This window comes from Nocardia takedensis NBRC 100417 (genome assembly GCF_000308695.1).
In the GTDB taxonomy this organism is placed as follows: Bacteria; Actinomycetota; Actinomycetes; order Mycobacteriales; family Mycobacteriaceae; genus Nocardia; species Nocardia takedensis.
The window spans coordinates 19,797-32,469 of sequence record NZ_BAGG01000063.1; the positions used below are offsets into that span (position 1 = coordinate 19,797).

General features: G+C 70.6%; 9 protein-coding genes and 1 pseudogene. 7 read left to right on the forward strand and 3 right to left on the reverse strand.

Annotated elements, in window-relative coordinates; all coding sequences use genetic code 11:
- Positions 1-121: 121 nt before the first annotated feature.
- Positions 122-412: pseudogene (locus tag ON30_RS42260) on the reverse strand (recombinase family protein); the annotation flags it as partial.
- Positions 413-918: 506 nt separating this feature from the next.
- On the reverse strand, positions 919-2,874 hold the full coding sequence (locus ON30_RS13550; RefSeq protein WP_051029293.1) for an MMPL family transporter: 1,956 nt from the start codon (positions 2,872-2,874) through the stop codon (positions 919-921).
- Positions 2,875-3,305: 431 nt separating this feature from the next.
- On the opposite strand from ON30_RS13550, the gene ON30_RS13555 reads away from it, so the two are divergent.
- The 4 genes from ON30_RS13555 to ON30_RS13570 all read left to right on the forward strand — a co-directional run bounded on the left by ON30_RS13555 (position 3,306) and on the right by ON30_RS13570 (position 8,239).
- Positions 3,306-3,743, forward strand: coding sequence for a VOC family protein (locus tag ON30_RS13555; protein WP_040707213.1), 438 nt, complete (start codon positions 3,306-3,308; stop codon positions 3,741-3,743).
- A gap of 43 nt (positions 3,744-3,786) precedes the next feature.
- Positions 3,787-5,661 carry a hypothetical protein gene (locus tag ON30_RS13560; protein WP_063719875.1) on the forward strand — a complete coding sequence of 625 codons (1,875 nt, stop codon included), beginning with the start codon at positions 3,787-3,789 and terminating at the stop codon, positions 5,659-5,661.
- Positions 5,662-5,957: 296 nt separating this feature from the next.
- Entirely contained in the window at positions 5,958-7,340 is a 1,383-nt protein-coding gene (locus tag ON30_RS13565; protein WP_245554034.1) for a three-helix bundle dimerization domain-containing protein, read from the forward strand.
- 80 nt (positions 7,341-7,420) lie between these two features.
- Entirely contained in the window at positions 7,421-8,239 is an 819-nt protein-coding gene (locus ON30_RS13570; RefSeq protein WP_040707185.1) for an alpha/beta fold hydrolase, read from the forward strand.
- 3 nt (positions 8,240-8,242) lie between these two features.
- On the opposite strand, the gene ON30_RS13575 is transcribed toward ON30_RS13570, so the two are convergent.
- Complete coding sequence (locus ON30_RS13575) at positions 8,243-8,947, reverse strand: GntR family transcriptional regulator (protein ID WP_245554035.1); 705 nt, start codon at positions 8,945-8,947, stop codon at positions 8,243-8,245.
- 112 nt (positions 8,948-9,059) lie between these two features.
- On the opposite strand from ON30_RS13575, the gene ON30_RS13580 reads away from it, so the two are divergent.
- Genes ON30_RS13580 through ON30_RS13590 form a run of 3 tightly spaced genes read left to right on the forward strand, consistent with a single transcriptional unit; the run spans position 9,060 to position 12,582 of the window.
- Positions 9,060-10,595 carry an ABC transporter ATP-binding protein gene (locus ON30_RS13580; RefSeq protein WP_245554036.1) on the forward strand — a complete coding sequence of 512 codons (1,536 nt, stop codon included), beginning with the start codon at positions 9,060-9,062 and terminating at the stop codon, positions 10,593-10,595.
- Positions 10,592-11,662: an ABC transporter permease subunit gene (locus tag ON30_RS13585; protein ID WP_051029294.1), complete on the forward strand. Its 1,071-nt coding sequence runs from the start codon at positions 10,592-10,594 to the stop codon at positions 11,660-11,662. The genes ON30_RS13580 and ON30_RS13585 overlap by 4 nt, the downstream gene beginning before the upstream one ends.
- On the forward strand, positions 11,659-12,582 hold the full coding sequence (locus tag ON30_RS13590) for an ABC transporter permease (RefSeq protein WP_040707186.1): 924 nt from the start codon (positions 11,659-11,661) through the stop codon (positions 12,580-12,582). Before ON30_RS13585 ends, ON30_RS13590 begins: the two co-directional genes overlap by 4 nt.
- Positions 12,583-12,673 lie beyond the last annotated feature (91 nt).

Sequence of the window (12,673 nt, forward strand, 5' to 3'; positions counted from 1 at the left end):
ATTCCTGACGGACCTGCTCTCTCACCCCGATCGTCGCGACTCGCGGGCGGCGCCCGGATCTGGCGCCGTGGGCCCAGGCGGCGGCCAGGCCCTCGCGGGTGAGTTCGTCATGCAGGTCGCGCTGGAACTGGCCGACCGAGATCAGCACGTCGACCAGCATGGTGGTGGTCGCGTCGGCCGCGGCCAAGTCGGTGATGCCCGACAACGCGCCCGACAGCACCCGCAGCTTCACTCCGTGTTGCCGGCACCAGTCGCGCACGGCCAGGATGTCGGCGAGGTCGCGGCACAGCCGATACAACTCGGACACGGTGAGCCGGTCGCCGGGGCGCGCGTATCGGGCGAGTTCGCGGAACCCGTCGCGCTGCAGGGCGGGGATCTTCGACGAGGTGGCCGGGTCGGCGAACAACCGCACACCGTGGGCGCCGTCGACGAGACCGGCCTCGGTGACGTGGTGCTCTGCTCGTCGGTGGAGACCCGCGTGTAGACGAGTTCGGCCATGACCGCGGCGTCCCTTCTCCGACCCGATCGCTTTCCGTCACCGTTCTATCTGTCGTCAAACCCTGTCGTCGATCGAGAATGGACCACATTGGATTGGGTGCGCCGTTTCGGCAGGAGCCGCGCGGCCCGGCCACCGCCCCCGAGAGGTGTCGACAAAGGGTCATTTGACGACACCCACGGACCCACACTTTGCACCCACCGACCGCGGTCGCCGGCCTACCGCCGTGCGAAATCCGGTTCACCAGACCAGTCAAAAGCCATCGCCCCCTTCCCCTTCGGCCGCATTCCGGTCACACCCCATATCCGCCCGAAATTCGGCGAGTTCTACGGCTACCCCAACAAGATGTACGCCCATGCGACCGCGACCTTCCTCCGAATCCCGGCACCCTCGACCGACTGACACGTGGCCCTACTGTGCGGTCACCTGGTGGGTGTTTCGGTGTCGGCCTGCGGGCGCTGCGAGGCAGGGACACCCTCAGGGATCGGGAGTCGCAGGGTGACCGGGTCGGTGACGGGAGTGGTCAGGACGAGGTCGACGGGGTCGGCGTGCCGGGGGTGGGCGTCGGCCAGGATCGATTCGCCGAGTCCGGCTTTCCGTTGGAGGCGTTTCATCCACGGTGGCGCCCACCAGCAGTCCTCGCCGAGCAGTTTCATGGTGGCGGGCACGAGGATCATCCGCAGGACGGTGGCGTCGATGAGGAGCGCGGCGATCATGCCGAAAGCGATGTACTGCATCATGACCAGGTCGGAGAAGGCGAACGCGCCGACAACCACCAACAGGATGAGGGCGGCCGCGGTGATGATGCGCCCGGTGTGGGCGGTGCCGACGCGGATCGCCTCGGCTGTGGAGGCGCCTTGCGCGCGGGCTTCGACCATGCGCGAAAGCAGGAAGACCTCGTAATCGGTGGACAGGCCGTAGATGATGGCGATGATGACCACCAGCACGGGCGCGGTGATGGGTTGCGGGGTGAAATTCAGCGGGCCCGCGCCGTGACCGTCGATGAAGATCCAGGTCAGGATGCCGAGTGTGGAGCCGAGTCCCAGGGCGCTCATCAGGGCGGCCTTGATCGGCAGCACCAGTGAACCGAAGGTCAGGAACATCAGCAGCGTGGTGACGAGGACCACACCGATGATCATCCAGGGCATCCAGAACAGCAGCGCGTCGATGATGTCCTTCTGGAGGGCGGGGACGCCGCCGACGAGCATGCGCGCGGAGTCGGGTTGTTCGAGCGCGCGCAGGTATTCGATGGTGACGCCTGCATCATCGGAGTCGGTGAGCGCGGCGGTGGTGCGGAAGACTTCGGGGTTCGACGGCGACTGCGAGGGGACGGCGAATTCGGCGGCCAGACCCGGTGCGCTGTGGCCGAGCACGGCGAGGATCGCGGGCAGGATCGTGATCGCGGTCAACGCGGCCATCGAGACGGTGGCGATCGCGCCGTAGGCGATGGATTTCAGGAATCCCTGCGGGAACAGCAGCATGCCGCCGAGGCTGGCGATGATCATCGTCGCGGAGAACACCACGGTGCGGCCCGCGGTCATCACGGTGCGGCGCACAGCGGCGGGCGTGTCGAAGCCTTCGGCGAGTTCTTCGCGGAACCGGCTGACGATGAACAGTCCGTAGTCGATGGCCAGGCCGAACCCGATCATCGACACCACCGCCGAGACGAAGGAGGCGACCTCGGTGAACTCGGTCAACAGCATCACGACGCCGAACACCGTGAGCCCGCCGACGATCAACGGCAGCGCCGCGGCGATCAGTCCGCCGAAGATGAAGAACAGCAGGACTCCCACGACGGGGAAGGCGAGTAGTTCCATGCGGTGGATGTCGGCGGCGATGGTGTCGTTGAGTTCCCCGGCCACCGGTTGCAGCCCGCCCACCCGCACATCGACGCCGGGGATGGCGAACGCGTTCCGCACCGCGCGGTAGTTGCGGACCATCGTGGTGTCGTCGTCGCCGCGGATCGCGATCGCGGCGATGGCATGCCGACGATCCTCGGTCGCGGCCCGCGAACCGCTGATCTTGCCGGTCTCGGTGCGCCAATAGGCGGCGTTCACCCCCGTGATCTGCTCCGGATACCGCTTCGGCAGACCATTCAGACTCTCGACGACCTTGCTCGCGAATTCCGGGTCGTCGACGGTCTTGCCCTGGGGTGCGGTGTAGAGGACGAGCACGTCGGCGTCGTGGTTGCGCCCGAACGCCGCGTCCGCGATCCGGGCGGCCTCCGAGGACTCCGCGCCCGGGTCGAACATGCCACCCGAGCTCAAATGGTCTTCGAGCCCGACCCCGTACCAGGCCAATCCGAGCATCGCCGCGCCCACCACACCGATGACCACGAACCGGATCCGCGAGACCAGATCACCCCACCAGGTGAACACTCACCTCACCCGCCCGCCGGCGACTTGTCGGTGACCCCGCTCGCCCGAACCCCGCCGCCCGAATACGCCGATCCGCATGCGTCCGAAACCCTTTCGTTGGTCCCGCCCGATGTGCTGACCCGCCAACGGCCCCGATCGGCCGAGGGTTCCCGAGATCAGCGAATTCTCAGGAAGAAGCCGGACCGGTCCGGTGAAGTACACCGAGGCACAGACCGTCGCGCGGCAGCGACTGCAAGTTTTCGCGCCACCGCCGGGTGTCGGCCACGCCCGGTGGACCCGAATCCTCACTACGCCCTGCGGCTCCTGCGGCGCGTGGGCGCACACTGAAATCCGACCGCGGCGGTGAGGGGAGCCGATGTCGAGAACGGTCCGACGGCTCCGTCCCAGGGGTGAACGGCCACAATGGCCGCAACGAACCCGAGGAGAGCATCATGACGGTCCATCGGATGGATCACGCAGGCATCGTGGTCGAGGATCTGGCGGCGGCGGTCGCGTTCTTCGTCGAACTGGGGCTCGAAGTCGAGGGTGAGGCGTCGGTCGGCGGGCAGTGGGCCGACGACCTGCTCGGACTCGACGGCGTGCGGGCGGACATGGTCGTCGTGCGGACGCCGGACGGGCACGGTCGCGTCGAACTGTCCACCTTCCGCTCGCCCGCGACCGCCGGTCCCGCGCCGAAGACGGCGGTGAACACGCCGGGCATCCCGCGCCTGACCTTCGTCGTCGACGACGTCGAGGACGTTCTCGGGCGGTTGCGCGCCCGGGGCGGGGAACTCGTCGGCACGGTCGCGCGCTACGAGGACATCTGCCGGTACTGCTATGTCCGCGGGCCGGAAGGGGTGCTGCTCGGGTTGGTCGAGGAACTCGGCTGACCCTGCGCGGCGCGGGCCGTCGGGCCGGCTAGGGTGGGGTGCCATGGAGACCGCGTCGGCCACCCGCACGGAGTCGGTGGCCCGGCGACCGGACACCGTCGAGACCGTCTGGACCCGGTTCACGACCGGACGGCGCGGAATTCTGACCGTGGCGGTGGTCCTGATCCTGGTCCAGACGGGGGTGCGCGGCTGGGTCGCGGGCAGCGGCTACTTCTATTGGGACGACCTGATCCTGGTCAGTCGCGCCGCCCGCTTCCCGCTGCTGTCGCACGATCTGCTGCTCGGCGATCACGACGGACACCTGATGCCGTTGGCGTTCGCGGTGAGCTGGGTGGTCACGTCGATAGCGCCGCTGGTGTGGGCACTGCCGGTGGTGCTGTTGGTCGCGGCGCAAGCGGCGGCGTCGTTGGCCGTGCTGCGGATGCTGGTCGTCCTGGCCGGGGTGCGCACGGCGATCCTCGTCCCCTTGGCGTTCTACCTGTTCTGTCCGTTGACGGTGACGGCGTTCGCGTGGTGGTCGGCGGCGCTGAACGCGCTGCCGTTGCAGTTCGCGCTGGCGTGGGTGATCGCGGACGCGGTCGCGCTGACCCGGACCGGCCGCACCCGCTACGCGATCTCGGGTGTGCTGGTGACCGTGTTCGCGCTGCTGTTCTTCGAGAAGGCGGTGGTGGTGCCCGTCGTCGCGTTCGCGGTGGCGGTGCTGGTGCTGGTGGTCGAGGGCCGGGAGTCGCCGGTGCGCACGGTCCTGCGGCGGGCGAGCGGACTGTGGGCCGGGTGCGCGGTGGTGCTCATCGGCTGGGTGGCGATCTATCTGACCGCGGTCGGCGCCTCGGCGGTGGACCGCGACTTCGGCGAGGTCCGCACCCTGTTGCCGGGGGCAACCTCGGCCGGACTGGTGCCCGCGCTCGTCGGCGGTCCGTGGGTGTGGGAGCGCTGGCTGCCGTCGATGCCGTGGGCGGATCCGCCGGGGTGGACGGTCGCGCTGTCCTGGGCGGCGGTGGTCCTGGCACTGCTCTGGTCGGTGCGCGCCCGCGAGCGGGTGTGGCCGGTGTGGCTGATGGTGACGGTCTACGTGCTGGTCGCCGAGTTGCCGGTGGCGCTGGCGCGCGGCGGACCGAATACGGCGGGCGAGTTGATGCAGTCGCTGCGGTATTTCGCCGACGCGACCGTGGTGTTCACCGCCGCGGGCACCCTGTTCCTGAGGGCGCGGCCCAGGGGCGAGGCGAGTGATCGACTGTCGTGGGTGACGACAGCACTACGCCCGACCGGCACGCGGACCCGTCGCCTCGTCCTCGCGGCCACCGCGCTGTTCGTCGTCAGCGGACTGTTCTCCACCTACACCTTCGTGCGTTCCTGGCGCGTGACCCCGACCAGTGCCTATCTGAGCTCCGCCCGCGAGGCGCTGGCCGCCTGGGACGGTGTGCCCCTGCTGGACCAGGAGGTCCCGTGGACGGTGCTCAACCCGTTGGCCTACCCGGAGAATCTGGCGAGCCGGGTGCTCGCGCCGATCGCCGCGCCGGGCACCTTCGCCGAGTCGACGCCGCGTCTGCGCATGTTCACCGACGACGGGCGTCTGGTCGAGGCGGTGGTGTGGTGGAATCGCGGCATCGTGGCAGGCCCGGAACCCGGTTGCGGGCATCGTCTGCGCGGGCCGCAGCCGATGGATGTGCCGCTGAACGGACCGATGCTGGAACACGAGTGGACGGCGCAACTGAACTACCTGTCGGATCGCGACGGCCGGATCACGGTGGGCTTCGAGCGGGGTCGCCCGGTCGCGGTGCCGGTGACCAAGGGCCTGCACACGGTCTTCGTGCGGGTGGTGGGCAGCGGTTCGGCGCTGCGGATCGGTTCGGCCACACCGGGTCTGGATCTGTGTCTGGGTGAGGGGCCGGTCGGCGTCGCCTCCTTCGATTTCTGAGCGGTGGGTCGACCGCGCGAATTCGCTTCGGGCCGTGAACGACAACGCAACAACTCGTGACGGCCAGTCGATCCCCTCGGGAACTCTCGCGGTCGATCGGAGCGCGCGCGGGTGGACGCGGCGAGCCGGCTCCGAACGCGGGCACCTGCCTTCACCTGCGCGAACCGGTCCATAAGAGGTCAAGTGCCGCAGGGAAACCGGAAGTTCACGCCCATTCCGCTCGGACGTCGAGTCGCTCGAAATGCCGGTATCGTCTCGCCGCGCAGGTCCGTGGGTGTGAGGTCGAGGGAGACGTGGTGGCGGTCGACGAAGTGCGCGAAGAACAGGCTATGCGGCGGATGACCGACAGCCTGCTCGAGAATTACGGTCCCGCCCATACGCCCGAGCGCGTGCAGACGGTGATCACCGATGTCCGCGCCCGCTACGCCGATCATCCGGTGCGCGAGTTCGTGCCGATCCTGATCGAGCGGGTCGTGCGCCGCGAACTGGAGACGCCGGAGGAGACCGTCGCCACGGCCGAATTGGTCAGCACCGGAACCGGAGCCGAGCCGGAAGCCGCCGTGCCCGCGACCGGCGGCGGGGGACTGCCGCTTTCGCGCCGCAACGTGCTGCTGGTCGGCGGCGCGGTGGCCGTCGTCGCGGTCGTCGCGATCGGATTCGGGCTGAGCGGCGGCGAGTCGACGCCCGCGCCCGCCGCCGCCACCGCACCGCTGACGGTGGTGCGGGGTGTGGTCGGTTCGGAGAAGATGCCGTTCTTCCAGGATCCCCGGGTGGCCGAGGCGTTGGCCGCGCACGGGTTGAAGGTGGAGGTGCAGGCGGCGGGGTCGCGGCAGATCGCGACCTCGGTGGACCTGGCAGGTCTGGATTTCGCGTTCCCCTCCAGCGCGCCGGCCGCCGAGCGAATCCTGCGCGCCCGCAACATCACCGACAAGTACACTCCCTTCTCCTCGCCGATGGCGATCGCGACGTTCCAGCCGATCGTGGACCTGTTGACCCGGGTGGGCGTGGTGCGTCCCGGCCCGGTGCCGACCTTCGACATGGCCCGCTACCTGGAGTTGGTACGGAACAACACCGAATGGGCGGCGCTGCCGGACAACACCGCCTACCCGGTGCGCAAGAACATCCTGATCTCGACCACCGATCCGCGGACGTCGAATTCGGCGGCGATGTACCTGTCGATGGCCAGTTTCGTGGCCAACGACAACGCGATCGTGCAGGGCGGCCCGGCCGAGCAGGCGGTGCTGCCGACGGTGTCGAAGCTGTTCGTCGGGCAGGGCTACACCGAGAACACCACCGAAGGCCCCTTCCAGGAGTATCTGAACTCGGGGATGGGCGCGACGCCGCTGGTGCTGATCTACGAGGCGCAGTTCGTGGAGGCCACGGTCGCGGGCAAGGTGGCCCCGGGCATGGTGCTGACCTACCCGTCGCCGACGGTGCTGTCCAAGCACACGCTGGTCCCGCTGGCCGGCAACGGCGACCGGATCGGTGAGCTGCTGAGTGCGGATCCGACCCTGCGCCGCCTCGCCGCCGACCATGGATTCCGGACCGGCGACGCCGCCGAATTCGCCGAGGCTACCCGGGGAATGCCGGTGGCCCCGCAGGTGATCGATGTGGTCGAGACTCCCACCTACGACACCCTCGAGCGGTTGCTGGACGGGGTGTCGCGCACCTACAACTGAGAAATCTCGTCCGCGGCGATTAGTTCGTGACGCGTGTTCCGTCTGCACTGGGGAACAGTCACGATCGCTCAGGAGAGACCATGACGACCTCGGTTGCCGGCCATACCCTCGACGTCGCGGACGCGCGTCTGCACTACGAGGTCCGGGGGCGCGGGCCGCTGGTCGTGTTGGTGGGCGCGCCGATGGGAGCCCAGGATTTCGCGCCACTGGCCGAACTGCTGGCCGCCGACCGGACCGTGGTCACCACCGACCCGCGTGGTCACGGGCGCAGCGCCCTCGCCGATCCGGACAGCGATTCCACCCCCGAGGCGCGCGGCGCGGATCTGGCCGCGTTGATCACCCACCTCGGGATCGGTCCGGCGGTGGTGTTCGGGTCCAGCGGCGGGGCGGTGAGCGCGTTGGCGCTGGCGCAGCGGTCACCGGATCTGGTGACGACGGTGGTGGCGCACGAACCGCCGCTCATCGACGTGCTGGCGGATCGCGAGGAGCTCTACCGGGGCACCCGCGAGCTGGTGCGGGCTCACCGCTCCGGCGACGGAGTGGGCGCGTGGCGGATGTTCTTCGCCCAGGCGGGGATCGAGATGCCGGAGGACGTGCTGACCGAGATGTTCGGCCCGAACCGTGATCCGGCGCTGTTGGCCGACGAACGGTACTGGTTCGAGCACGAAATCCTCGGCACCGTCTCATTCGAACCCGACGTTGCGGCCCTGAACGCCGCCCCGACCCGGATCGTGGTCGGGTTGGGGGCGGAGTCGAGCGGGCAGTTGTGCGAGCGGACGTGTCACGCGCTGGCGTATCGCCTCGGACTCGAGCCGATGATCTTCCCCGGCGGCCACACCGGATTCCTCGACGACCCCGCGGCTTTCGCGCCGCGCCTGCGCGAGGTGCTGCGCGGCTGAGCGTCAGTGTTCCACGCGGCGTCGGCGACGGCCCCGCGCGATGACCTCGGGGTCGAAATCGGGGTCGGACCAGGTCTCGGCCAGCGCGATACTCGTCTCGCGGCCCGCGGTGATGTGGGTGAAGGCCGAGACCGCGGCGGCGTCGCCCGCGCCCGCGGCGATGTGTTCGTAGAGTTCCTCGTGCTCGGAGCACTGTTCGACCGGGTCGCGCGAGGCGGTGAGCCGGAACAGCCATTCGGTGCGCGCGGCCAGCGGACCCATCACCGTGCTGAGCAGCGGGTTGCCCGCCATCGCGATGATCTCGGCGTGGAAGGCGGCGTTGGCGGCGGCGATGCGCGGCAGGTCGCCCGCCTCGGTGGCGGCGCGGGCCTCGGCCATGCGGTCGCCGAGCGGGGCGAGGGTTTCGGGGGTGGCGCGTTCGGCGGCCAGTCGGGCGGCCAGCGATTCCAGGACTTCGCGGATGTCGAACAGGTCGCGCACGTCGGCGGGGGAGAAGGTGGCCACCAGCGCGCCCTTGGACGGCACCAGCAGCACCAGGCCCTCGGTGGCCAGCATGCGCAGCGCCTCGCGCAGTGGAATGCGGGAAACCGCCAGTTCGGCGGCCAGATCCCGTTCGACCAGACGTGCTCCCGGACGTAGTTCCACTTCGATGATCCGGCGTTTGAGCGTCTGGTAGGCGTGGTCGCGCAACGAGGCGGGGGCAGTCACAGCAATCCACAGTAACCGTATCGCCGAGGGGTTTTCGCAGCCGAAACATGCGCGGAACGCCCGCGCCACACCGAACCGCCAAGTTAACGGTATACCAATAAGGAGGTGAACCGTGGCGGTGGCTCTGGAGATGAGCGGCGTCGGCAAGACCTACGGCCCGGTGCGCGCGCTCGACGGAATCGAGCTGAGCGTACGCACCGGCGAGGTGCACTGCGTGCTCGGGGAGAACGGCGCGGGCAAGTCCACGCTGTGCAATCTCGTCTACGGCGGCGCGAGCCTGGACAGCGGCCGGATGCGCCTGTTCGGCGCGGACTACCGGCCGCGCAGGCCCGCCGACGCGCTCGCCCACGGCATCGCGATGGTGCACCAGCATTTCAGCCTGGTGCCGGAACTGACCGTCGCGGAGAACTTGGCGCTCGGCGAAGGACTGCGCCTGCGGTTGCCGCGCCGCGAACTCGCCGCCCGCGCCGACGCGCTCGCCGCCGAATTCGGCCTGGTCCTCGACCTCGGGGCGCGCGCGGGCGCGCTGTCGGTCGGCGCGCGCCAACGCGTGGAGATCGTCAAGGCGCTGCTGCGCGACCCGAAGCTGATCCTGCTCGACGAACCCACCGCCGTCCTCGGCCCCGCCGATATCGGGGGCCTACTCGACACCTGCCGCCGCATCGCCGACTCCGGCCGCGCGGTCGTGCTGGTCACCCACAAACTCGGCGAGATCGAACGCGTCGGTGACCGGGCCACCGTGCTGCGCGGCGGACGCGTCTCGGCGGCGGGGACGCTGTCCTCGTTCACCCGCGACGCGCTGGTCGAGGCGATGATCGGCCGCGACGCGGGCGAACTGGACCAGGCGCTGACCACCGGCGTCGCCGCCGCCCGCACCGCCCGCCCGCCGATCACCGCCGAGCCGATCCTGCGGGTGCGGGACCTGAGCCACACCGGACCCACTGGCGCCGCGACCCTCGACGGGCTCGAGGTGGACCTGCGCCCCGGCGAGATCACCGGCATCGCGGGCGTCGAGGGCAACGGGCAGAGCGAACTGGTCGCCGTGCTCAGCGGCGCACTGCGCGCCGCGGCGGGGAGCGTCGAACTGGACGGGCGCGACCTCACCCACGCGCCGCCCGCCCGCCGCACCGCCGCCGGTCTGGGCGTCATCCCCGAGGACCGCCACCACGAGGGTTGCCTGCCCGCGATGAGTCTGGCCGAGAACCTCTACCTGGGCCGACTCGCCGACTTCCGGCGGCGCGGACTGCTGGACCGCCGCGCCCTGCACCGCGCCGCCACCGCCGTCATCGACCGCGACGACATCCGGGCCGCCGGGCCGCGCGCCCCGCTGCGGACCCTCTCGGGCGGCAACCAGCAGAAAGTCGTGGTGGCCAGGGAACTGGCCATCGACCCGCTGCGCTGCCTGATCGCCGCCCACCCCACCCGCGGCCTCGACCTCGGCGCGGTCGACGCGGTGTTGCGGCGACTGCGCGCGGCCGCCGCGGCGGGCGCGGCCGTGCTGGTGGTCTCCCACGAAGTGCCCGAACTGCTCAGCCTGTGCGACCGCGTCCTGGTCGCCTATCGCGGACGCCTGCACGGACCGGTGGACCCCACCGAAGCCGGCGCCGCCGACCGCATCGCCCACCTCATGCTCGGAACGGCCTCATGACCTCCACCACCCGTTCAGTCCTGCCGCCCGGATTACCCCGCGACCTCGCCGTCTACCTCGGCGCGGTCCTGCTCACCCTGCTCGTCGGCCTCGGCCTGGTCCTGCTCAGCGGCGCCGACCCGCGCACCGCGCTCGACGCGCTCACCGACGGAATGTTCGACTCCGCCTACGGATTCGGCAGCGCGCTCAACGCCGCCGCGGTCCTGGCCCTGATCGGCGCCGGATTCACCATCGCCCGTCGCGCCGGCTTGGTCAACGTGGGCGGCGAAGGCCAACTCGCGCTCGGCGGCATCGCGGCCGCCGCGGTCGGCACGACCCTGCCCGCGACCACGCCGCCCGCGCTCGCGGTCACACTGGTGCTGGTCGCCGGATTCCTGGCGGGCGGGGCCTGGGCGGGTCTGGCCGCCGCGCTGGTGGTGTGGCGGCGCACCAGCGAAGTGATCACCACGCTGCTGCTCAATTTCGTCGGACTCGGCCTGGTCACCCTGGTCGTGCACGAGGAAGGGCTGCTGCGTCAGCCGGTGACCTCCGCCGAGACGCTGCCGCAGTCCGCGCCGCTGGTCGCTCCCGCGCGTCTGCCGCTGCTGGGCACGCCCGGCTCGCCTGCCACCATCGCGGTGCTGCTGGCCGTGGTCGCCGCCGTGGTGACCGCGATCGTGCTGCGCCGCACCGTGACCGGTACCCGCTTGGCCGCGGTCGGACTGTCCGAACCGGCCGCCGCGCGCCTGGGACTGCCGGTGGCGCGACTGCGGTTCGGGGCGCTGTCGGTCGCGGGCGGACTCGCCGGACTGGCGGGCGCGGGACTGGTCGCGACCGTGCCGTTCGTACTGGCCGAACACTTCACTTCCGGCTACGGTTTCGCCGGGCTCGTCGTCGGCCTGCTCGCCCGCGGATCGCTGACCGCGGTGGTCGGGATCGCGCTGGCCTTCGGCCTGCTGGCCTCGGGCGGGATCAATCTGCAACTCGCGGCGGGCGTTCCGGCCTCCTCCGTGCAGATCGTGCAGAGCGTGCTGACCATCCTGGTCGCCGCCGCGGTCGTCCTGCGCGGAACCGGGGGCGCCCGATGAGCGCCACCGGAGAACTCCTCGACGGCGGTGTGCGCCTGGCGATCCCGCTGCTGCTGGCCTCGGCGGGGGAACTGGTCAGTGAACGCGCCGGTGTCCTCAACCTCAGCGTCGAGGCGATGATGCTCACCAGCGCCTTCGCCGGGGCGATCGGCGCGCACAGCAGCGGCAGCGCCGGCGTGGGCGTGCTGTGCGCCCTGGTGGCGGGTCTCCTGGTCGCGGTCCTGCAAGCCGTGCTGAGCGTGACATTGCGCGCGGACCAGATCGTCACCGGCATCGCCGCAAACGCGCTGGCCCTGGGCGCGACCACGTTCGGGTCGCGGCTGTATTTCACCGGCGGACGCACCGTCCCCGGCTTCGACCGCCTCGAGATCCCGGTCCTGAGCGACCTCCCGCTGATCGGTCCGGCGCTGTTCGGGCAGACCGTTCTCGGCTACCTCGGCATCGCGGTGGCGGTCGCGCTGGCGGTGCTGTTCAGCCATCGGACCGGGCTCGGACTCGCGGTCACCGCCGTCGGCGCGGACCCCGTCACCGCCGATCGCGGCGGTATCCCGGTCACCACGTTGCGCTTCTGCGTGGTCCTGCTCGCCGGGCTGACCGGCGGACTCGCCGGTGCGCACCTGGCGCTTGCCGACGTGCACGCCTTCACCGACAATCTCACCGCCGGCGCGGGCTATCTGGCGGTGGTGGCGGTGATCGCGGGCCGCTGGCGGGCGTGGCCGACCATGCTGGCCTGCTTGTTCTTCGGCCTGGCCCAGGCCATGCAGTTCGCGGCGCCGTCGTTCGGACTGCACCTGCCGACCGCCGTGCTGGTGATGTCGCCCTATCTGCTCGCGGTGCTCGCCGTCAGCGGATTGGTCGGCGCCAGCCGCGCACCGGTCGCACTCACCGTTCCGTTCCTGCGAGAGGCGAAGGCCCGATGACGCTGATCCTGACCCGCTCCGACGTCCTGGCGATGATCGACGCCCCCGAGGTCGCCGCCGCGGTGCGCGCCGCGCACGCCGACCTCGCCCG

Coding starts and splice junctions, on each gene's coding strand:
- ON30_RS13555 (WP_040707213.1), top strand. CDS start 3,306: ATGACGGTCCATCGGATGGATCACGCAGGCATCGTGGTCGAGGATCTG.
- ON30_RS13560 (WP_063719875.1), top strand. CDS start 3,787: ATGGAGACCGCGTCGGCCACCCGCACGGAGTCGGTGGCCCGGCGACCG.
- ON30_RS13570 (WP_040707185.1), top strand. CDS start 7,421: ATGACGACCTCGGTTGCCGGCCATACCCTCGACGTCGCGGACGCGCGT.
- ON30_RS13585 (WP_051029294.1), top strand. CDS start 10,592: ATGACCTCCACCACCCGTTCAGTCCTGCCGCCCGGATTACCCCGCGAC.
- ON30_RS13590 (WP_040707186.1), top strand. CDS start 11,659: ATGAGCGCCACCGGAGAACTCCTCGACGGCGGTGTGCGCCTGGCGATC.